Source organism: Streptomyces griseoviridis (genome assembly GCF_005222485.1).
GTDB lineage: Bacteria > Actinomycetota > Actinomycetes > Streptomycetales > Streptomycetaceae > Streptomyces > Streptomyces hintoniae.
In genome coordinates, this window is record NZ_CP029078.1 from 8,303,153 (window position 1) to 8,324,196 (window position 21,044).

At 73.4% G+C, this 21,044-nt stretch carries 20 protein-coding genes; 10 read left to right on the top strand and 10 right to left on the bottom strand.

Features of this window, described 5'->3' with window-relative positions:
- Positions 1-58 precede the first annotated feature (58 nt).
- Positions 59-2,662 (bottom strand): class III lanthionine synthetase LanKC, encoded by a 2,604-nt coding sequence (gene lanKC, locus DDJ31_RS35855; RefSeq protein WP_127176256.1) that lies wholly within the window; start codon positions 2,660-2,662, stop codon positions 59-61.
- A gap of 454 nt (positions 2,663-3,116) precedes the next feature.
- Here lanKC and DDJ31_RS35860 point away from each other — a divergent pair, with 454 nt between their 5' ends.
- Genes DDJ31_RS35860 through DDJ31_RS35875 form a run of 4 tightly spaced genes read left to right on the top strand, consistent with a single transcriptional unit; the run spans position 3,117 to position 6,817 of the window.
- Positions 3,117-4,184 carry a glucose-1-phosphate thymidylyltransferase gene (locus DDJ31_RS35860; protein WP_127176255.1) on the top strand — a complete coding sequence of 356 codons (1,068 nt, stop codon included), beginning with the start codon at positions 3,117-3,119 and terminating at the stop codon, positions 4,182-4,184.
- The gene (rfbB, locus tag DDJ31_RS35865) at positions 4,181-5,149 is read left to right on the top strand and encodes a dTDP-glucose 4,6-dehydratase (protein WP_127176254.1); all 969 of its coding nucleotides are present in this window, start codon (positions 4,181-4,183) and stop codon (positions 5,147-5,149) included. Before DDJ31_RS35860 ends, rfbB begins: the two co-directional genes overlap by 4 nt.
- Complete coding sequence (rfbD, locus tag DDJ31_RS35870) at positions 5,146-6,027, top strand: dTDP-4-dehydrorhamnose reductase (RefSeq protein ID WP_127176253.1); 882 nt, start codon at positions 5,146-5,148, stop codon at positions 6,025-6,027. Before rfbB ends, rfbD begins: the two co-directional genes overlap by 4 nt.
- Positions 6,014-6,817 (top strand): class I SAM-dependent methyltransferase, encoded by an 804-nt coding sequence (locus DDJ31_RS35875; protein ID WP_127176252.1) that lies wholly within the window; start codon positions 6,014-6,016, stop codon positions 6,815-6,817. Before rfbD ends, DDJ31_RS35875 begins: the two co-directional genes overlap by 14 nt.
- Here DDJ31_RS35875 and rfbC read toward each other — a convergent pair.
- The 5 genes from rfbC to DDJ31_RS35900 form a co-directional block, all read right to left on the bottom strand.
- Positions 6,806-7,414: a dTDP-4-dehydrorhamnose 3,5-epimerase gene (gene rfbC, locus DDJ31_RS35880; protein ID WP_127176251.1), complete on the bottom strand. Its 609-nt coding sequence runs from the start codon at positions 7,412-7,414 to the stop codon at positions 6,806-6,808. The genes DDJ31_RS35875 and rfbC overlap by 12 nt on opposite strands.
- Before the next feature lie 4 nt (positions 7,415-7,418).
- Positions 7,419-9,410, bottom strand: a complete 1,992-nt coding sequence (locus DDJ31_RS35885) for a glycosyltransferase family 2 protein (RefSeq protein ID WP_127176250.1) — start codon at positions 9,408-9,410, stop codon at positions 7,419-7,421.
- A gap of 114 nt (positions 9,411-9,524) precedes the next feature.
- Positions 9,525-10,109, bottom strand: a complete 585-nt coding sequence (locus DDJ31_RS35890; RefSeq protein ID WP_127176249.1) for a hydrolase — start codon at positions 10,107-10,109, stop codon at positions 9,525-9,527.
- Positions 10,106-11,515, bottom strand: coding sequence for an MFS transporter (locus DDJ31_RS35895; RefSeq protein ID WP_431029124.1), 1,410 nt, complete (start codon positions 11,513-11,515; stop codon positions 10,106-10,108). The genes DDJ31_RS35890 and DDJ31_RS35895 overlap by 4 nt, the downstream gene beginning before the upstream one ends.
- On the bottom strand, positions 11,515-12,030 hold the full coding sequence (locus DDJ31_RS35900; RefSeq protein WP_127176247.1) for a MarR family winged helix-turn-helix transcriptional regulator: 516 nt from the start codon (positions 12,028-12,030) through the stop codon (positions 11,515-11,517). Before DDJ31_RS35900 ends, DDJ31_RS35895 begins: the two co-directional genes overlap by 1 nt.
- Positions 12,031-12,196: 166 nt before the next feature.
- Between DDJ31_RS35900 and DDJ31_RS35905 the strand changes: the two genes are divergently transcribed.
- The 3 genes from DDJ31_RS35905 to DDJ31_RS35915 all read left to right on the top strand — a co-directional run bounded on the left by DDJ31_RS35905 (position 12,197) and on the right by DDJ31_RS35915 (position 15,090).
- Entirely contained in the window at positions 12,197-12,361 is a 165-nt protein-coding gene (locus tag DDJ31_RS35905; RefSeq protein ID WP_164784792.1) for a hypothetical protein, read from the top strand.
- 83 nt (positions 12,362-12,444) lie between these two features.
- Positions 12,445-14,298, top strand: coding sequence for a cellulase family glycosylhydrolase (locus tag DDJ31_RS35910; RefSeq protein ID WP_127176246.1), 1,854 nt, complete (start codon positions 12,445-12,447; stop codon positions 14,296-14,298).
- A 129-nt stretch (positions 14,299-14,427) separates the two neighbouring features.
- On the top strand, positions 14,428-15,090 hold the full coding sequence (locus DDJ31_RS35915) for a TetR/AcrR family transcriptional regulator (protein ID WP_127176245.1): 663 nt from the start codon (positions 14,428-14,430) through the stop codon (positions 15,088-15,090).
- Between the two features lie 17 nt (positions 15,091-15,107).
- Here DDJ31_RS35915 and DDJ31_RS35920 read toward each other — a convergent pair whose 3' ends face one another.
- From DDJ31_RS35920 to ctaD, 3 genes are all read right to left on the bottom strand, one after another.
- Complete coding sequence (locus tag DDJ31_RS35920; RefSeq protein WP_127182434.1) at positions 15,108-16,358, bottom strand: glycosyltransferase; 1,251 nt, start codon at positions 16,356-16,358, stop codon at positions 15,108-15,110.
- Between the two features lie 235 nt (positions 16,359-16,593).
- Positions 16,594-16,932 (bottom strand): hypothetical protein, encoded by a 339-nt coding sequence (locus DDJ31_RS35925; protein ID WP_311634642.1) that lies wholly within the window; start codon positions 16,930-16,932, stop codon positions 16,594-16,596.
- A gap of 5 nt (positions 16,933-16,937) precedes the next feature.
- Positions 16,938-18,545 (bottom strand): aa3-type cytochrome oxidase subunit I, encoded by a 1,608-nt coding sequence (ctaD, locus tag DDJ31_RS35930; protein WP_127176243.1) that lies wholly within the window; start codon positions 18,543-18,545, stop codon positions 16,938-16,940.
- Positions 18,546-18,650: 105 nt separating this feature from the next.
- Between ctaD and DDJ31_RS35935 the strand changes: the two genes are divergently transcribed.
- Complete coding sequence (locus tag DDJ31_RS35935; protein ID WP_127176242.1) at positions 18,651-19,190, top strand: RNA polymerase sigma factor; 540 nt, start codon at positions 18,651-18,653, stop codon at positions 19,188-19,190.
- Entirely contained in the window at positions 19,183-20,202 is a 1,020-nt protein-coding gene (locus tag DDJ31_RS35940) for a CU044_5270 family protein (RefSeq protein ID WP_127176241.1), read from the top strand. Before DDJ31_RS35935 ends, DDJ31_RS35940 begins: the two co-directional genes overlap by 8 nt.
- A 19-nt stretch (positions 20,203-20,221) precedes the next feature.
- Here DDJ31_RS35940 and DDJ31_RS35945 read toward each other — a convergent pair whose 3' ends face one another.
- The gene (locus DDJ31_RS35945; protein WP_127176240.1) at positions 20,222-20,413 is read right to left on the bottom strand and encodes a hypothetical protein; all 192 of its coding nucleotides are present in this window, start codon (positions 20,411-20,413) and stop codon (positions 20,222-20,224) included.
- A gap of 211 nt (positions 20,414-20,624) precedes the next feature.
- Between DDJ31_RS35945 and DDJ31_RS35950 the strand changes: the two genes are divergently transcribed.
- Positions 20,625-20,918: a hypothetical protein gene (locus DDJ31_RS35950; RefSeq protein ID WP_127176239.1), complete on the top strand. Its 294-nt coding sequence runs from the start codon at positions 20,625-20,627 to the stop codon at positions 20,916-20,918.
- The last annotated feature ends 126 nt before the right edge of the window (positions 20,919-21,044 follow it).

Here is a 21,044-nt window from a genome sequence, read left to right on the forward strand (position 1 = left end):
ACCGCACCGTGGTGACGGTCCCTTGTCTTCGTGGGGACGGGGTGGTGTCACGACTCCGTCAGGTGACGGTGCCGCGTAGTGGGGCCGCCGGTGGCGGCGGGAGGAACGGCAGGTGGGCGCCGCTGTCGGGTTCGAGGACCGACGCGAGGGCGAGCAGGCAGCCGGCCGTTCCGGTGGCCAGGTCCATGGACAGACGCATCATCTGGTGGCCGGGGAAGGCCAGTTGGCCCTGGTAGTCCATCGCGAGCCAGCCGAGCCCCGCGATCTGGTCGGCGGTGCGCGCGGGGTCAGCGTCCGGGGCGGTGGTGCGGCCCAGGTGCAGGACCATGCCGGCGCGGCCCTGGAGCAGGCCGGGCTGCGCGTAGAAGCGGGAGGTGGACGCCGTGAGGATCGCCGAGCGGGCGGCCTCGAACCGGCCGGTGTCGTCGGGGCCGTGGGCGAGCCAGTCGTCGAGGACCAGGCCGATGCCGGCGCTGCCGTCGCCCAGGTAGGGCAGGGTGCGCCAGCCCTCGTCGACCTCGAGGCCGCCGTCCCGTTCCACGCAGCGGTCCAGGTCGCGGCGGAGCGCCTCGCGGGCGGCGGCCAGGAACCGCGCGTCGCCGGTCTCCTCGAACCACCGCACCAGGAACAGCGCGGGCCCGCTCCAGCCCCGCATCAGCCCGGCCCGCCGCTTGGCGGCGGTGTCGGGCACCGGTTCGGCGAGCCGCTGGACGAGGATCTCGGCCGCCTCGGCGGCCCGTTCGGACAGTTCGTGTTCGCCCGTGGTGTGCGCGAGGTGGCCGAGGACCAGGCCGAGTCCGGAGAGGCCGCCGTGCAGGTCGGAGGAGAGTTTGCGCCAGTTCTCCCGCAGGATGCCGGCGGTCAGGTCGAGGGCGCGCTGCCGGTGGCCGAGCCGGTCCAGGACATGGGCGACGCCCGCGAGACCGTCGTACAGACCGAGCGGGGTGCCGGGCGCGGGCGGCGCGGTGCGGTCCAGGAGCCAGCGTTCGCCCTCGTCGTAGCGGTCGGCGCCGCTCTCCGCCAGCGCGTACAGCACACCGGCAGCGCCGTGCGCGAGGCCGAGGCCGCCGCCGTCGGAGAACTGCGCGATGTCGCCGGGGAAGAGCCGGTCGTCGCGTCGCGGGGTCGCGGAGGCGAGGATCGCCTTGACCATCGAGTCGCGGCTGTGCGGCCAGTCGCCCGGCCTGACGGGTCCCGCGGGGCCGAGGGACGGGCGGGCGCCCCGGGTGATCTCGGTGACCGCCTCGTCGAGGAAGGACCGCGGCACGTCGGGGAACTGCTCGGCGATGACGTCCGCGAGGTGCGCCGCCTTGCCCCGGTCCACCACGAACAGCGTGGTGACGGGCAGGAACAGGGCGAGCCGCAGACAGGCGAGCGCGTACCGGTCGACGTCGACGCCGCGCCGGTCGGGCGGCGCGAAGAAGCCGGGGTGGGCGACCGTCTGACGGCCGTTCTCCTCGACCGGGGCCGCCGCCTCGAAGTCGATGAGCGAGACCGACTCGTCGTCGGGCGCGACCATGATGTTGAAGACGTGCAGGTCGTTGAAGACGATGCCGTGCGCGTGCACCTTCTCCACCGCTTCCTCGACCGCCCGGTGCACCCGCAGCGCCCACGCGGTGTACGCGGCCACCTCGGCGGGGTCGGGGTCGGGTCCGAGCAGCGGATGCCGGTGCGCGAAGAAGGAGTTGAGGGGCTTGCCCTCGACGAAGTCCATGACCAGGAACCGGTGCTCGCCCAGCGTGAACCAGTCCCGCACCTCGGGCACCACCCCGGTCCCGGCGACCCGCAGCAGCGCGTCCCGTTCCCGTTCCAGGCGGGCGACCGCGTCGGCGCCGTCGGAGGCGAGCCCGGCGTGCGGTCGCGCCTCCTTGAGGACGACCCGGCGGCCGTCGCGGGTGTCGGTGCCCGCGTACACGCCCCCGCCGTTGGAGAAGTGCAGGGCCTTCTCGATCCGGTAGGGCAGGTCCCCGACGGTGGTCGCGGCCCGCGCGGCGAGCTGCGGGCGCAGGAACTCGGGGAGTGTCACCCACTCGGGGACCTGGAACGAGGGCGCTCTGCGGTCGGGAACGAGCACACCCTCGCCGTTCTCGACCGCCGGCACCAGCGTGCCCCGCTCGTCGACGACGTACCGGCGGGCGAACGCGCCGTAGCGGACGTGGAGCGGGCCGTCCTCCCACCGCAGGTCGGTGAGGATGTAGGGGCCCTCGCAGCCCTTGAGCTGGTCGCCCAGTTCGCGCAGCACGGTCTGGAGCTGCTCCTCGTCGACCGGGTAGAGGGTGACGAACTTGCCGCTGGTGTCCCGGCCCGCGTACTTGGCGTTGCGCAGATGCAGCAGGTGCGGTCCCGGCACGAACTTGAACGGGATGCCGCGCGGTACGCAGTAGTCCCAGACAGCCGCCGCGATCCGGTCCGCGTTCTCCCGGGTCGCCGTCGAGTGGATCTTCCATCCCTGGGCGGGGGAGGGCACCGGGGTGCCGTCCTCGTCGACCGGGGTGAACGTCAGCCAGTCGCCGCCGCGGGCCGCGTGCCAGCCCTCGGGGACCGGCCGCCGGGCCGTCGCGAACAGGGGCGCGGCCTGCTGGGTGCCCTCCGCGGCGAGCCGGTCGGGCGTGTCGTAGAAGTGCCCGTCGGCGAGCGCGTACACCTCGTACCGCTTGTCCATCCGCCTCCCCCTCCGTGGCTCGCCCCGAACATTTCCAGGCGGCCGGTGGTCGCGGACAGTCACGCCTGTCACGACCTGGCCGTGCGGAACGCATGCGTCAAGTCATGTTCGATCCCGTTTCGAGCACCTTCGTCGTCCCGGCCCCCGTCGGACCGGCCCGGGAACCGGTGCGGGGGCCGCACGGGGTGTGACGGCGGACGGCCCGCCGAGGGCAAGGCGCCGGGCGGGGCGCGCCGGACGCACCCCGCCCCGCGCACCCGCGCGCCCCGTCTCCTCCCTCCGATCCACCCGCTTCACCCGAACGGCCGCACGACGCCCGTGAGGACGCGCCCGCTCGCGCGTCCCGCCGCCACCAGCGGGGGCGGGCTCCAGCCATCCACCACCCATTCGTTCCGAAAAGGTCCTTGACAATCGCCACCCGTCACACTCGATCAATCGCGGCTAGGGTGAAGCGATGAAGGCTCTCGTGCTCTCCGGCGGTGCGGGTACGCGGCTGAGGCCGATCACGCACACCTCGGCGAAACAACTCGTGCCGGTGGCCAACAAGGCCGTCCTCTTCTACGGCCTGGAATCCATCGCGGCGGCCGGCATCACCGAGGTCGGCGTCATCGTCGGGGACACCGCCGCCGAGATCGAGGAGTCCGTCGGCGACGGCTCCAAGTTCGGCCTCGACGTCACCTACATCCCCCAGGAGCGCCCGCTCGGCCTCGCCCACGCGGTGATCATCGCCCGCGAGTGGCTCGGCGACGACGACTTCGTGATGTACCTCGGCGACAACTTCATCGTCGGCGGCATCACCGCCCTCGTCGACGCGTTCAGGCGCGACCGCCCCGACGCGCAGATCCTCCTCACCCAGGTGGCCGACCCGCGCGCCTTCGGCGTCGCGGAACTCGACGCGTCAGGGCAGGTCGTGGGCCTGGAGGAGAAACCGGAGCGCCCCAAGAGCGACCTAGCGCTGGTCGGCGTCTACCTGTTCACCCCCGCCGTCCACGAGGCGGTGCGCGCCATCCGCCCCTCCTGGCGCGGCGAACTGGAGATCACCCACGCCCTCCAGCACCTGATCGACGCCGGCGCCGACGTGCGCTGCACGGTCATCGAGGGCTACTGGAAGGACACCGGGAACGTCGTCGACATGCTGGAGGTCAACCGCACCGTCCTGGAGACACTCGAACAGCGGATCGACGGCGAGGTGGACGACGCGTCCGAGACCGTCGGCCGGGTCGTCATCGAGGAAGGCGCCAGGATCGTCAACTCCCGCGTCGTCGGACCCGTCGTGATCGGCGCCGGGACCGTCGTCGAGGACTCCTACGTCGGCCCCTTCACCTCCGTCGCGGAGAACTGCCGGATCGTCGACAGCGAACTGGAGTTCTCCATCGTGCTGCGCGACTCCTCCATCCTCGGCGTCGGCCGGATCGAGAACTCCCTGATCGGCCGGCACGTGGAGGTCACCCCGGCGCCGAGCGTGCCCAGCGCCCACCGTCTCGTCCTCGGCGACCACAGCAAGGTGCAGATCCACACATGAACCTCCTCGTCACCGGCGCCGCCGGCTTCATCGGCTCCCAGTACGTGCGCGCCCTGCTCGCCGCCGGCGGGCCCGACGCGCCGCGGATCACCGTCCTCGACAAGCTCACCTACGCGGGCAACCTCGACAACCTCGACCTCGACGACCCCCGCATCGAGTTCGTGCAGGGCGACATCCGCGACGCCGAACTCGTCGACAGACTGATCGCCGACGCCGACGAGATCGTCCACTTCGCCGCCGAGTCGCACGTGGACCGCTCGATCACCGGCGCGGGCGACTTCGTCCTCACCAACGTCGTCGGCACCCAGACCCTCCTGGAGGCCGCCCTCCGGCACGGCGTCGGCCCCTTCGTGCACGTCTCCACCGACGAGGTGTACGGCTCCGTCGAGACCGGTTCGAGCACCGAACAGGCACCGCTGAGCCCCAACTCCCCCTACTCCGCGTCCAAGGCCGCCTCCGACCTGCTCGCCCTCGCCTACCACCGCACCCACGGCCTCGACGTCCGCGTCACCCGCTGCTCCAACAACTACGGCCCCTACCAGTACCCCGAGAAGGTCGTCCCGCTGTTCGTGACCAACCTCCTCGACGGCAGGACCGTCCCCCTCTACGGCGACGGCGCGAACATCCGCGACTGGCTGCACGTCGACGACCACTGCCACGGCGTCGACCTGGCGCGCACCCGGGGACGGGCGGGCGAGGTCTACAACCTCGGCGGCGGCACCGAACTCACCAACCGCGACCTCACCGGACTCCTCCTCGACGCGTGCGGCGCCGGCTGGGACCGGGTCGAACACGTCGCCGACCGCAAGGGCCACGACCTGCGCTACAGCGTCGACTGGACGAAGGCCCGCGACGAACTCGGCTACCGGCCCCGCCGCGACTTCACGACCGGCCTCGCCGACACCGTCGCCTGGTACCGCGACCACCGCGACTGGTGGCAGCCCCTGAAACGGCGGTCCGCATGAGGTGGCTGGTCACCGGGGCCGGGGGGATGCTCGGCCGGGACACGGTCGCCGAACTCGCCCGGCGCGGCGCGGACGTGACCGGCCTCGACCGCGCCGCCCTCGACCTCACCCGCCCCGACGCCGTCGAGCGGGCGGTGGCCGCGCACCGCCCCGACCTCGTCGTCAACTGCGCCGCCTACACCGCCGTCGACGCCGCCGAGACCGACGAGGAGACCGCCCTGCGCGTCAACGGCGAAGGCCCCCGCCACCTCGCCCGCGCCTGCGCCGCGACCGGCGCCCGCCTCGTGCACGTCTCCACCGACTACGTCTTCCCCGGCGACGCCCGCGCCCCCTACCCGGAGGACCACCCCACGGGACCGCGCACCGCCTACGGCCGCACCAAACGCGCGGGCGAGCGCGCGGTCCTGACGGAACTCCCCGGGGCGAGCGCGATCGTCCGCACCGCCTGGCTCTACGGCGTCCACGGCCACAGCTTCGTCCGCACCATGATCGGCCTGGAGGCCGACCGGGACACCGTCGACGTCGTCGACGACCAGTACGGCCAGCCCACCTGGAGCGCGGACGTCGCCGCCCGGATCGCCGACCTCGGACCGCTCGTCGGACCCCGCGCCCACGGTGTCTTCCACGCCACCGCCCACGGCGTGACCACCTGGTACGACCTGGCCCGCGCGGTCTTCACCGGCCTCGGCGCCGACCCCGACCGGGTGCGCCCCGCCTCCAGTGACGCGTTCCCGAGGCCCGCGCCGCGCCCCGCGTACAGCGCCCTCGCGCACGGCCGCTGGCGGGACGTCGGACTGCCACCGCCGCGCCCCTGGCGCACCGCCCTCGACGAAGCACTTCCCCTGATCCGCAAGGAGTCCCCTCGTGAAACGCCATGAGTTCCTGCGAGGACTGCACCGGGCGAGCGCCAACCGCACCTACCTGGAGATCGGGGTCAACGACGGCCGCAGCCTCACCCTGTCCCGGGTCCCGAGCATCGCCGTCGACCCCGCGTTCAAGGTGGTCGCGGAGGTGCGCTGCGACGTCCACCTGGTGAAGGCCACCAGCGACGACTTCTTCGCCCGCGCCGACCCGCTCGGCCATCTGCGCGGCGGCCGGCACCCGGTGCGCAACCTGCGCCGCGGCAGGCACCCGCTCGGCCACTGGCGGCGCCCGGTCCTCGACCTGGCGTTCATCGACGGCATGCACCTGTTCGAGTACGCGCTGCGGGACTTCATCAACATCGAGAAGTACACCGGGTGGGGCTCCGTCGTCGTCCTGGACGACATGCTGCCCAGGAGTGTCGACGAGGCGGCCCGCGACCGGCACACCACCGCCTGGACCGGCGACGTCTACAAACTCACCGAGATCCTCGCCCGCTACCGCCCCGACCTGGTGACCGTCCTCGTCGACACGCGGCCCACCGGCCAGCTCGTGGTGTTCGGCGCCGACCACCGCAGCACCGTCCTCACCGACCGGTACGACGAGATCATCGCCGAGTACCTGCTGCCCGACCCGCAGAAGGTGCCCGAGTCGGTCCTCGAACGGGTCTCGGCGGTGTCGCCCGAGACGCTGCTCTCGGCCGGGTTCTGGCGCCCGCTGGTCAAGGCCCGCAACCGCGGTCTGAGCCGGGCGCGCGGCTGGGAACCGCTGCGCTGCGCGCTCGCCGGGATCAGCTCAGGCCGCTGACGCCCCGGCGCGCAGCCGCCGGTAGTGCGCCGCGCACTCCGCGTACGACGGCAGCAGCCCGGACCGCTCGGCCTCGGCGAGTGTCGGCGCCCCGGCGTCCTTCTCCGACAGCAGCGGCGTGATCCCGGCCGGCCACGCGATGCCAAGGCCGGGGTCGAGCGGATGCACGCCGTGCTCGCGGCCCGGCGCGTAGCCGCTCGACGTCAGGTACACCACCGTCGCGTCGTCGGTGAGCGCGAGGAACGCGTGCCCGAGCCCCTCCGCGAGGAACAGCGCGCGCCGGTCGGTGTCGTCCAGGCGCACCGCGTCCCAGCGGCGGTAGGTGGGGGAGCCGACCCGCAGGTCGACCACCACGTCGAGGACCGCGCCGCGCATGCACGACACCCACTTGGCCTGGCCGGGCGGCAGGTCGGAGAAGTGCACCCCGCGCAGCGCGCCGCGCCGGGAGACCGAGCAGTTGGCCTGCGCGAGCGGCAGGTCGTACCCGGTCGCCTCGCGGAACTCGGTGCCCCGGTACCACTCGTGGAAGGTGCCCCGGGCGTCGGGGAACACCGTCGGCTCCAGGACCCAGGCGTCGGCCACGTCCAGTGCGCGCATACGGTCACTTCCCTCGTCCCGTGGCCTTCTCCGGCGTCCTGCCCAGGAGCGCGGCGAGCGTCCGGCGCAGCCGGCGCGCGGACCGCCGCAGCCCGCCGGGGCGCGGGCGGCGCACCACCTCGACGCCGTGCGCGCCGGCGCGCAGCCTGAGCGGCAGCGGCTGGAAGCGCGGCACCCCGGCGCCGGGGACCGGGCAGAGCGCGGTCCGCCAGGTGGCACCGGCGAGTCCGGCGGCGGGCAGCCCGGCATCGAGCAGCGCGCCGTCCGGGGCGGGGGCGAGCGTCGCGGCCACGGTGAGCTGGTCCGCGTCGTCCCGTGCGGCCCCGTCGTGCGGGGCGTCCCCGCCCCGGCCGTCCCGGGTGAGCCGCAGCAGGACGTCCGTGACGCCGGTGACGTGCAGCGGCAGCGGTGCGCGCAGCCTGCCGGCCGTGACCTCGGCGGCCTCGGGGGCGAGCGCGTCGAGCCCGAGCCGCTTGCCCGCCCGGTCGACGTCCAGGGCGAGATGCCCGTGCCGGTCCGTCCAGTAGGGCAGCACCACCCGGCCCGCCGTCACGGCGGCGCGGGTCGCGGCGCGGGCCTTGCGGGGGCCGGGTCCGATCGGGCACTCCTTGGTCCAGCCGCCCAGCCTGACCCGCGCGTACAGGTCCCACAGCCCGCCGCGCAGCGGACCGCCGCCCGCCGCCGTGGCGGGGTCGACGTTCGCGGTGGCCCGCAGCACCAGGCGGACCTGCCCGCTCTCCTCGACCGGCACGATCTCCCGGGTGACCTCGACCGGCTGGAAGTACTGGGCGCCGCTGGAGCGTTCGCGCAGCAGCAGGTCCGCGGTGGCGGTGGCGAACCGGGCGACGGCGTCGGCGCCGACCCGGGCGACCGCGGCGGGCACGTCCGCGGGCGGGCCGTCCGGCGGGGCGCCCGCGCCGGAGAGGACCAGGGGAGTGCCGGCCGCCGTGAACTCGGCCGTGAAGTCGACGCTCAGCAGCCCCTCGCGCCAGTCGAGCCGCCCCGGTGCCGCCGCGAGGCCGATCCCGGCCTCCCACTCGGCGAAGGCGACGGCGTCGTCGTAGCGGTCGGCGGCGGCGAACCCGGCCACCACCTGCTGGACGGCCGGGAGGCCCGCGGCCACGCCGGGCCCGAACCGTTCGACGACCACCGTGTGGATCTCCTCGAACAGCTTCCTGCGGTAGTCCTCGGGCAGTCCGAGGAACCGTCGGCCGCGCAGCCGTTCCACCATCTCCACGCGCAGCCAGCGCCGGAACAGGCCGTCGCGCAGCGGTCCTGGCTCGGTGTACCGCTCGACGACGTCGAGGGCCTCCCGCAGGTTCTTGAAGTAGCCGACCGGCTCGAAGCGCTGGATGCCGGCGTTCGCCGCGTCGGCCCGCCTGATGTGGTAGTAGCAGACGTAGTCGCCGATGACGGAGACGTTGGCCGCCCGCAGATACGCCTCGGTGACGAAGACGTGGTCCTCCAGCCTGCGCCGCCCCTCGGGGAACCGCAGCCCGATCTCGTCGAGGAAGGCCCGCCGGAACATCTTGTGCGGGGTGAGGCTGTCGATCAGAGGGGCGTCCGCGACGGAGGCGCGCGGCCGGTTGGCGCGGAACAGCTCCACCGGCACCGACCGGCCGCGGCCCGCCATCTTGCCGACGACGACATCGGCGCCGTTGGCCACGCCGTAGCCGTACATCCGCTCCAGGGCCTCGTCGCCGAGATGGTCGTCGTTGTCGACGAACATGACGTACTCGCCGCGGGCGGCGGCGATGCCGACGTTGCGCGGCTTGCCCGACCAGCCGGAGTTCTCCTGGTGGACGACCCGGATCCGGTCCTCCGCGGCGGCGAGCGCGTCGAGGAGGGCCGGGGTGTCGTCGGTCGAGCCGTCGTCGACGAAGATCACTTCGTAGGCGTCGGCCGGCAGGGACTGGTCGAGGAGGGAGGCGACGCACTCCTCGATGTAGATCCCCGGGTTGTAGACGGGGACGATGACACTGACTTTGACCGGCATCGGGCTCTGAGCCCCCTCGGGTCGTTCGCCGTGGTGGTCGGTGGCCAGATGCTATCCCGGGTGGGCGTTTCGCCCCACTCGTCCCGGATGGACGTCAGTTGTCCCCTGGGTGACTCAGCCGTGTGCCGTGGCGAGCAGGGCGAGGATCTCCTCGGTCGTGCCGGTCTCGCCCAGCCGGGGGAACAGCTGCTCGACGCTGGCCCGGTGCGCCTCCGCGCTGCGGTCGGCCATCGCGTCGGTGGCGAGGGTGACGTGGTAGCCGTGCTCGTAGGCGGCGCGGGCGGTCGACTCGACGCCGATGCTGGTGGCGATGCCCGTCAGCACGATCTGGGTGATCCCGCGGCGGCGCAGCTGGACGTCGAGGTCGGTGCCGTGGAAGGCGCCCCAGTTGTGCTTGGTGACGGTGATGTCCTCCGGGTGCCCGGACAGCTCGTCGACGATCACGTCCCAGCCCTCCGGGAGGGCGTGCCCCGACCCGGCGACCTCGGTACGGCCGGTGGGGGCGTCCGAGCCGTCGGCGGCGAAGGAGACCCTGACCAGCACCACGGGCAGGCCGCGGGCGCGGAAGGCGTCGGCGAGTTCGGCCGAACGGGCGATGACGTCGGCGGCGGGGTACGGCTGGACGGGCAGGCCGGCGATGCCCGCCTGGAGGTCGATCACGACGAGGGCGGTGCGCGGGTCGAGGGCGGTGACGGTCATGGTTCAGGCCTTTCCTGAGGGGTGAGGGTGCTCAGTGAGCGGTCGGGGAGGGTGATCGCCAGCAGCAGGGCCGAGCCGGCGAGCATGAACAGGGCCAGTTCGTGCAGGCCCGGGGTGTCGGCGCGGTGCGGGAAGAAGGCCGCGGTGGCGGCCGACGCGCCCAGCGCGCCGAGGTAGCTGAAGGTGCGCAGCAGTCCCGCGGCCGAGGCGATCCGCGCGGGCTCGGCCTGCCGGTACAGCGCGTTCTGGGTGGCCAGTCCGATCAGCCCCTGCGGCACGCCCATCACGGCGCTCGCGGCCGGCAGCACCCACAGGGGGGTGCCGGCCCCGGCCAGCAGCAGCCCCGCGCAGACCGCCACCTGGACGGCCGAGCCGACCAGCAGCTTGCCCCGGGGCGCCTCACGGCGGCCGGTGAGCGCCGAGACCGCGAGCGCCGACGCCGACAGCGGCAGCAGCACCAGGCCGGCCGTCCCGGGGGAGAGCCCGCGCCCCTGCTCCAGCCACTGGGTGAAGCCGTAGAGGAAGGCGTACGCGGTGGTGTAGGCGAGGAGTTGCCGCAGATAGGTGACCAGCAGCGGCACGTTGCCGCCGAGCACCCGCAGATCCACGAACGGCTCCCGCACCCGCAGCTCCCGCGCCGTGAACCCGGCCGCGGCCAGCGCGGCGAGCACCGGCAGGTACCAGCGGTCGTACCGGGGCGCCATCAGGAAGAGCATCAGCGCCACCAGCAGCGCCGTGAACAGCGCCATGCCGGGCAGGTCGACGCCGCGCGCCCGGTCCGCCGAGCCCGGCCGGGCGCGCGGCAGCCACAGGGCGCCGAGGACCAGGCAGGCGGCGGAGAGCGGCACGTTGACGGTGAACACGGCGCGCCAGCCGCCGACGCCGATCAGCAGCCCGCCGAGCGCGGGCCCGATCACGGCGACCGTCTGGTTGGCGACGGCGAGCGCCGTCAGCACCCCGGCGGGACTGTCCTCGCCGGTGCGCTCGTTCTCCCGCCTGATGAGCTGCATGGCCGCCGGGTAGGCGGCCGAGGTGCCGAACCCGAGCAGCACCCGGGCGCCGATCAGCGCGCCGAGGGAGGGCGCGAGGGCGCCGAGCAGTCCGGCGACCCCCACCAGGCCGGTGCCGATCAGGTACAGCGTCCTGGGCCCGAACATGTCGACGAGCCGTCCGACGACGGGCTGTCCCACGGCCGTCGCCAGATAGAGCGCCGAGACCAGCCAGGCCGTCTCGGCGGGCGGTGCGCCGAAGGCCACGCCGATCGGTACCAGGGCGACGGCGATCATCGACGAGTTGATCGGGTTGAGGACCGACCCGATGAGCATGGGGGCGATCAGCCTGCGGTCGAACTCGGTGGGGGAGGGCGCCGCCCGGGTGGTGCGGCGGCGTTCGGCGCGGCGACGTATCACGGGCGGGTGAGCCGTTCCAGCAGCGCGAGCCCGTCGATCACGGCGCGCCGCTCCTCCTCCGTGCAGCGGTCCTGGAAGGCGCGGGCCAGCCACTCCTCGCGGGCCTGCCGGTCGCCCTCGACGCGCTCGCGTCCGGCGTCGGTCAGGGTGACCAGGAGCCGGCGGCCGTCGTCGGGGTCGGGGCTGCGGCGGATCAGCCCGGCGCGGTCGAGGGCGGCGAGGGTGGTGGCCATCGACTGCGGGCGCACCCCCTCGGCGGTGGCCAGCGCGCTCGCCGTGGCTGCGCCGTGCTTGGCGACCAGGGTGAGGGCGGAGACCTGCGGCGGGCTGAGCACGTCGTCCCCCGCGACCTCCCGGATACGGCGGCGCAGCCTGCTGAAGACCACCCGCACGTCCCGGGCGGCGCGGGCGGCGGAGCCGGAGATGGCCTCGGCGTTTCCGGTGTCCTCGGTGTTCTCAGCGGTCCCGGCGCTCTCGGCGCTCCCGGCAGGATCGGTGGCGTTCGCGTCCATGCCGCTCACGGTAGATCCGACAGTCGAAACTGTCCAGTTGAAACTGAGCAGTTTTACCTGTAGATCACCAAGGAGCCCCGCCGGGCCCGGAGACCGGGGATCGGCAGGAGGTGCGCCAGGCCAGGGGACGGGGGCCGCCACGAGGTGCGCCCGGCCCCGAAAACCGGTGGCGTCCCGCGCGCCCGCCCGCGGCGAGGCGGAGTGGGAGAGCGCCTTCGACCACTACGCCCCGGTCGGCGACGGCGCGACCCCGTCGAGGCCGCGCACCGACCACAACCCCTTCAACCGGAAGGAGTATCTGCTGAGCGTGGTGCGCCGGGTCACCGGATGACACCAACCACCCTTCTGTGCAACGGACTTACCTGTGAGTCAGAAGTGTTGACGAGGTCGGGGAACGGCCGGACTGTAGTGGACATGCCGAAAATACGCGCACGACTGCTCGCCGTGCTTGTGGTCCTCTGCGGATCGCTGACGGTGGCGGGTTCCACCCCCGCCACCGCCGCGGTCCCCGGCTCCCTCCCCTTCGACGGCACGGCCCTCACCGTGTCGAACGGCCGCTTCGTCGACGCGGGCGGCCGTGAGGTCGTGCTGCGCGGCTACAACGTCTCCGGCGAGAGCAAACTCGCGGAGAACTCCGGCCTGCCGTTCGCCTCCGTCGCCGACGCCCGCACCTCCGCCGCCGCGCTGCGCGCCCTCGGCGGCGGCAACTCCGTCCGCTTCCTGCTCTCCTGGGCCTACTCCGAACCCGTCCGCGGCCAGGTCGACACCGGCTACCTGGCCGCCGCCACCGCCCAGATGGGGGCCTTCCTCGACGCCGGAATCCGCGTCTACCCCGACTTCCACCAGGACCTCTACTCCCGGTACCTGTTCAACACCGGCAGCTGGTACACCGGCGACGGCGCCCCCGCCTGGGCCGTCCAACTGGGCGGCTACGCCCAGGAGTCGTGCGGCATCTGCCTCTTCTGGGGCCAGAACATCACTCAGAACAGCGCGGTGACGGCCGCCCAACGCGACTTCTGGCACAACGCCTACGGACTCCAGGACGCCTTCCTGGCCACCGCCCAGCAGACCATGACGTACCTTCGGCAGAACCTCAGCGCCGAGCAGTTCGCCGGCGTCGTCGGCTTCGACCCGTACAACGAGCCCTACGCGGGCACCTACGACTCAGGGCAGACCTCCCGGACCTGGGAACGGGACCTGCTGTGGCCGTTCTACGTGAAGTTCCGCGCCCGGATGGACACCGCGGGCTGGCAGGACAAGCCCGCCCTCGTCGAACCCGGCCTGTTCTGGAACTCCAACATCTCCACCCAGAAGCAGGAGGGCGGCCTGCTGGACGCGGGCACCCTCGGCTCCCGGTACGTCCTCAACACCCACTTCTACGACCAGAAGGCCATCTCCGGAATCCTGATGTGGGGCAACGCCTCCGACGGGCAGTACGCGGGAGACTTCGCCGCCGTCCGCGACCGGGCGGCCGCCGCCGGCACCACCGCCGTCGTCAGCGAGTTCGGACACCCGCTGTCGGGCACCGTCGCGGGCAAGGCGCCGACCGTCCTCAAGGCGATGTACCAGGCGCTCGACTCCCGTGTGCCCGGAGCGAGTTGGTGGACCTCACCGAGCGGCTCCGGGCCGGTGCTCTCCGGTTCGCAGTGGCAGTGGGACCTCTACAACGGCCGCCACCACGAGCCGATGAACGGCAACACCGGCAAGGTCAAGACCTCGGGCGACGCCTGGAACGACGAGGACCTCTCCGCCGTGCGGCTCGACGACAACGGCACCGTGACACTCCGTCAGGACGCCCGGCTCCTCGACCGCGTGTACCCGAGCGCCACCGCGGGCACCGCCCTCGCCTTCACCTACGAGGACCGCTCCCGCGACGGCTCCACCACCCTGACCTGGAACCCGGTGCCAAGCACCCTGCCGAACGTCGCCCAACTGGTCGGTTCGGGCCAGTACGGGTTGCTGGTGTGGCGTTCCGGCAGCGGCTCCGCCCCGACCGAACTGCATCTGCCCGCCTCCTTCCCGACGGCCGCCACCACCGTCGTCTCCGACCTCGGCACGGTCTTCGGGCCGCCCGCCTACCCGGCCGGCGCACCGGTCGCCGCGGCCCTCGAACCCGGCGGCACGGGCAGCCGCCGGCTGCTGCTCACCGACTCCGACTCCGGTGTCACCCACTACGCGCTGGTCACCAACGGGGCCACCGCGCCGTCCGCGAGCCTGCTGTCGGCGGCCCGCTCCGAACTGAACTCCTGGCTGGCCGCGCGCTTCTGAGCCCCGCGGCACCCGGAGGGTCCCCGGCCGTCCGCCGTGGACCCTCCGCGCACCGGCCGCCGTCGACCCTTCTCCCCGGGACTGTCCGCAGGTCACAATGGGTGGATCGGAAGACCAGGGAGGCCATCAGTGGCGGGCAGGCTCAAGGCGCCGACCGGCCGGTACGGCGGCAAGTCCGCCGTCGAGCGCCAGGCCGAGCGGCGCAGACGCTTCCTGGCGGCGGCCCTCGACCTGTTCGGCGGCACCCCCGGCTTCCGCGGCACCACGGTCGCCGCCCTCAGCGAGACCGCGGGCCTCTCCACCCGCCAGTTCTACGAGGAGTTCCGCACCCTGGAGGACGTGCTCGCGGCCCTGCACCTCCAGGTCAACGACTGGGCGGAGCAAGCCGTCCTGAGCGCCTACGCCACCGTCGGACACCTGCCGCTCGACGAGCGGGTCACCGCCCTCTTCCGCGCCTACGCCGACTACGTCGGCGGCGATCCGCGCCGGATACGCATCACCTTCGTCGAGGTCATCGGCGTCAGCCCCGGCATCGAGGAGCAGCGGCTGACCCGCCGCTCCCGCTGGGTCGACCTGATCTGCGCGGAGGCCGACGTGTCCGCCGCGCGCGGCGAGGCGGCCCCGCGCGACTACCGGGTCGCCGTGACCGCCTTCATCGGCGGCGTCAACGGACTGCTGCACGACTGGAACGCGGGCTGGGTGAACGCGACGCTCGACGAGGTCGTCGACGAACTGGTCGCCCAACTCCTGGGAATCCTGCGCCCGCGCGGCTGGCAACCACCGGACGGCTGACCGGCCGCCCCGATGCCTCAGCCCGCGCGGGAGCCGGTGGACGGGCCGAGGCGCTCCACCGCGCCCAGCACCGGGGCCACCCCGTCCTCCGCCCTGATCCGCGCGCCCAACTCCCGGGCCCGGCGGGCGAAGGCGGGGTCGCGGGTGGCGCGGACCAGCGCCAGGCGCAGCGACTCCTCGGTCAGCCGGCCGAGCGGCAGCGCGCCCGGCGCCACGCCGAGCCCGACCAGGCGCGACGCCCAGAACCCCTCGTCGAACTGGATCGGCGCGGGCACCGCGGGAACCCCCGCCCGCAGACCCGCCGCGGTGGTGCCCGCGCCCGCGTGATGGACGACGGCCGCCATGCGCGGGAACAGCAGTGAGTGCGGGGCCTCGCCGATCGTCAGCATGTCGTCGCCGTCCGCCGAGAGACCGCTCCAGCCTCGCTGGAACACCCCGCGCAGCCCCGCCCGCCGCAGCGCCCGCACCACCGCAGCGCTCAGCAGGTCGGGCCGGGGCACGGTCGCGCTGCCCAGGCCGACGAAGACCGGCGGCGGCCCCGCGTCGAGGAACTCCTCCACCTCCGCCGGCAGGTGGCGCTCGCCGTCATAGGGCCACCAGTAGCCGGTGACCTCGAGCCCCGGGCGCCAGTCCCGGGGGCGGGGCACCACGAGGCGGCTGAATCCGTGCAGTACCGGCGGCGCCGACCGCTCCCGGGCCCGCCGGCCGGCGAGGGCGCCGCGCCGGGGCAGCCCCAACTCCCTCCGCAGCGAGGGCAGGACGCCGGCGAAGACCTGTTCCACGGCGAGGGACATCGCCTGCCCCGCGACCCGGTTGCCGACCGCGCCCCAGGACCCCGCGCTCAGCATCGGCGGCGCGAACTCCCGTGTCGCGCTGAGGGGTTGCAGCGGGACGTCGAGGCACGGCAGCCCGAAACCCTCGGCGAGGGTGTGGCCGAGCGGACCCAGCGGCGCGGACAGCAGCAGCAGATCGCTCGACCGGGCCGCGGCCACCAGGTCGCCGGTCATCCGGTCGATCAGCGACCGGGCCAGCGCGGCCAGCCGCACCAGCTTGCCCGCGCCGGTGGTGCTGCGGTGCAGTCCGCGTCCGCGCGACGACTCCAGCTCCGCGCGCGGGTCGACCGGCAGCGGATGGAAGCGCACCCCGGAACCCGACACCAGCGGCTCGAAGGGGGCGTGCGTGACCAGGGTGACCTGGTGTCCGGCGCGGGCCAGCCCGTGCCCGAGTCCGGTGTAGGGGGCCACATCGCCCCGGGAGCCCGCCGTCATGATCGCTACCCGCACGTCGGCCAGTATGCCGCCGGGACCCGGACGCGGGCGAGAACGACGCGTCCAGGGCGGCTGCTTCACGCCTGTCGCACCCGTCGCTCCCGCGGAGGGCCCGCCCGCCGGCCCCCTCACCAACGTGGGCGGCTCTGCCCCGACGTCCACGGCGACACCACCGCGGGCGGCGGTCCGCCGCTGCCGTGGACCCGCGACCGGCAGAGCGGCCGGCGCCGGCCGCTCAACCGGCCGCCACCAGCGACACCGCGGCCGTCAGCAGCGCGCAGCCCAGCAGGAACACGGCGAGCAGCCGGCCGCGCAGCACGCGGTACCGCTCCTCGTACTCCGCGCGCAGCTCACGGCCGCGGGCCTCGGTCCGCTGCCACGAGGAGCGGACCAGCGCCAGGTACTCCGTCTCGAACCGCGCCTCCAGGTCGGCGCGTTGCGTCTCGGTCGGCCAGCCGAGCGAGTCGGCGAAACGGGCCGCCGCCGCGTGGCCGTCCCGCCGGGTCGCGGCGAGCAGCAGGTGTCCCTCGATGTCGTTGAGGAACGCCCCCAGGTCCACGGGGTGTTCGTCCATCGCCGTCACCGTGCCGTCAACTCCCTGACCGGGGAGTCCGGTTCGGCGTGGTGCAGGTCGAACGCCGGGGATTCGCTGCGGATCCGCGGCAGGGTGAGGAAGTTGTGGCGCGGCGGCGGGCAGGACGTCGCCCACTCCAGGGAGCGGCCGTAGCCCCACGGGTCGTCGGTCTCGACCGGCTTGCCGTACTTGGCCGTCTTCCACACGTTGTAGAGGAACGGCAGGATCGACAGACCGAGCAGGAAGGAGCTGATCGTCGAGACCGTGTTGAGCGTGGTCAGGCCCTCCACCGCCAGGTAGTCCGGGATCCGGCGCTGCATACCGTTCACGCCGAGCCAGTGCTGGACCAGGAAGGTGCCGTGGAAGCCGATGAACAGCGTCCAGAAGGTGATCTTGCCGAGCCGCTCGTCGAGCATCTTGCCGGTGAACTTCGGCCACCAGAAGTGGAAGCCCGAGAACATCGCGAAGACGACCGTCCCGAACACCACGTAGTGGAAGTGCGCCACCACGAAGTAGGAGTCGGAGACGGCGAAGTCCAGCGGCGCGGACGCGAGGATCACCCCGGTGAGACCGCCGAACACGAACGTGATGAGGAAGCCGATGGCCCAGAGCATCGGCGTCTCGAAACTCAGCGAACCCTTCCAGAGCGTGCCGATCCAGTTGAAGAACTTCACCCCCGTGGGCACCGCGATGAGCAGGGTCATGAAGGAGAAGAACGGCAGGAGGACACCGCCGGTGACGTACATGTGGTGCGCCCACACCGTCACGGACAGGCCCGCGATGGCGATGGTCGCGGCGATCAGACCCATGTAGCCGAACATCGGTTTGCGGGAGAAGACCGGGATGACCTCACTGATGATGCCGAAGAACGGCAGGGCGATGATGTACACCTCTGGATGCCCGAAGAACCAGAACAGGTGCTGCCAGAGCAACGCCCCGCCGTTCGCGGCGTCGAAGACGTGCGCGCCGAACTTGCGGTCCGCCTCCAGCGCGAAGAGGGCGGCGGCGAGCACCGGGAAGGCGAGCAGGACCAGCACCGCGGTCAGCAGCACGTTCCACACGAAGATCGGCATCCGGAACATCGTCATGCCGGGCGCGCGCATGCAGATGATCGTGGTGATGAAGTTGACCGAGCCGAGGATCGTACCGAAGCCGGAGAAGGCCAGACCCATGATCCACATATCCGCCCCGACGCCCGGCGAGCGGACCGCGTCGGAGAGCGGGCTGTAGGCGAACCAGCCGAAGTCGGCCGCGCCCTGCGGGGTGAGGAAGCCGCCCACCGCGATCAGCGAGCCGAACAGGTAGAGCCAGTACGCCAGCATGTTCAGCCGCGGGAACGCCACATCGGGCGCGCCGATCTGGAGCGGCATGATCCAGTTCGCGAACCCCGCGAACAGCGGCGTCGCGAACATCAGCAGCATGATCGTGCCGTGCATCGTGAACGCCTGGTTGAACTGCTCGTTCGACACGATCTGCAGCCCTGGACGGGCCAGCTCGGCGCGCATGACCAGCGCCATCACCCCGCCGAGCAGGAAGAACGCGAACGACGTCGCCAGATACAGCGTGCCGATCGTCTTGTGGTCCGTGGTCGTCAGCCACTTGATGTTGCTCATGCCCCGCCTGTGTCCGGTCGCGGCCCGCAGGTCACACTCGAAGGACGCGACGAGCATCACGGAGGAGGGTGTGACGATCCGGCCGGTGCCGGACACAGACGGAACATGAGCAACGACGAGATCTTCGCCGCTGCCTATCGCGAGCACTACTGGGCGGTCAGCCGCTATGTCGCGCGGCGACTGGACGGGCGTACCAGCGAGGTGGAGGAAGTGGTGGCGGAGGTGTTCACGGTCGCCTGGCGGCGCCGCGGCGACCTGCCGGGGGCGCCGCTGCCCTGGCTGTACGGGGTGGCCCGCAACTGCCTCGCGAACGCGATACGCGGCCACGGACGCAGGCGCCGTCTGCTGGACCGGCTGGGCAACGACGAGGCGGCGCACGGCAGGCAGGTCGTCGAGAGCCCCGACACCGAACCGCCGGGCGCCTGGGTGCACGACGCGCTCGACCGCCTCTCCGAGGGCGACCGCGAGGTGCTGCGCCTCACGGCGTGGGAGCAACTGGACGTCGAGGAGGTCGCCGTCGCGCTCGGCTGCGGACAGCGGGCCGCCGCGATGCGGCTGCACCGCGCCCGCCGCCGCCTCAGAGCGGAGATCGACCGCGTCCACCCGCCCGCGGCGACCCTCACCAAGGAGCACGGCCATGGCTGACGAACTGGAGATCCTGCGCCGGGCCGACCCGGTACCGCCCGACGGCCCCCGCTACGCCGACGGCCCCCTCGACCCGCGCGCCGAACACCGGCTGCACCTGCTCCTGCGCGAACCCCCCGCCCGCCGCCTCCGCCTGCCCGCGAAGAGCGCCCGGCGGCCGTCGACCGCGGGCCGTCGCGGCCCCCGGCTGCTGTGGAGCGCCGTCGCCCTCACCGTCGTCGTCGCGACCGCGCTGGCCCTGCTCCTCGGCGGGCCGAGCGCCACCCCCGCCATCGCCGCGCCGCGCCCGCTGGTCGTCAGGACCGACACCACCCCGGTCGGCCTCGCCGTGCTCGCCGCCCGCGCCGAGAACGCCGCCGACGGCGGGCCCACCCTGCGCAAGGGCACCCACGTGCAGACCTGGAGCCTCGGCATGAGCGACGACAAGCCGCCCATCACGCTCCCGCTGGAACGGATCGTCCGCTGGAAGGCCGACGCGCGCCACACCGAACTGGTGGTCGCCACCGACCCGCGCCACGCCGGCCGCCCCGTCCTCACCGACGAGAACGGCTCGCCGCGGCTCGTCGACGACGGCGAGGTCCTGGTCCGCAGGACCTATCCGCCGAGCTGGAGCGACGCCCCGCCCGAGGCGCCCCCGCCGCACGACCGCGCCGGACTGCTCGCCTATCTCACCGAGGCCGCCCACGAGCAGGGACCGCTGGACACACCCCGGCTCCTCGACGCCGTGGGGCTCCTCCTCGACAACTGGACGCTCGGCGCCCGCGAGTCGGCCGCGGTCGCCGGCCTGCTCTCCGAGGCGCGCGGGCTGCGCCCGGTGGGCCGGGTCACCGACCGGCTCGGCCGCGCGGGGCAGGCCTACGTGTACGACGGCACCACCGGGGTGCGGCGGATGCTCATCATGTCGGCCGACGACGGCGCCGTCCTCGGCATGGAGACCACGTACACCGCGCCGCAGCCCGAGTACGGGGTGCGGACCGGCGACGTCATGGAGTACAGCGCCTGGATGCGCTGACCCGCGGAGCGGAGCGGGCTCACCGGCGCCACGGCCGGCGGGCCCGGCAGGGCGCCGGCGCCGCGCCCGGCCGGTGGGCGCGGGCCGCGCCGAGCGCCCTGCGCAGCAGCGCCGTCGACACCAGTCGGCCCGCGGCGGCGGCCAGGACCGGCCGCCGCCGCCGGCCGACACTCGTGCGCGCCGAGAACGACCAGGTCAGCCGGGTCGACACCTGGACGCGCCCGATCCTTCTCGTCAGCCGGCCCATGACACGGCCCGCCCGTTCACGGCGATGGTCATCCGGTCCGCCTCCTTCGACAGGCTCACCTCCGAGGCTCCTCCGGGCCGCCGCGACCGGCAAGTGCGGGCCCGGCGCTCCGCCTGACGAGTGAGCGGCGGCCGGTGGCCGTGACCGGCGGGCGCGGTACGCCGTTGCTGAAGACATGATCTCAACACGTCGTATCGTCGCCGCCGTTGGCCTCGCCGCCGGGCTCACCGCGCTCGCCGCTCCGCTCGCGAACGCCGCCGAGCCGGCCGCCCAGGACTCCGGCAAGATCAACCCGATCGCGATGCTTGACTCGCTGACCACCAGCGAGATCCCCGCCGAGCACCAGGCGCTGCTGCCCCGGCCCTCGGCCCAGCTCAAGCAGCTCAACGGGCTCAACGACCTGAGCCAGCTGCACCAGATCACCGACATGGCCGCGCCCGTCACCGGACTGGTCGGAGCCTTCGAGTAGCCACGGACCCGCACCACACCGAGGGCCGCCCCGCGCACCGCCGGGCGGCCCTCGGCATGACCCGGGCCTGCGCGCGGCGCGTTCCCGGAGAGCGCGCGTGAAGCGGATTTCACCGCACGAACGGGA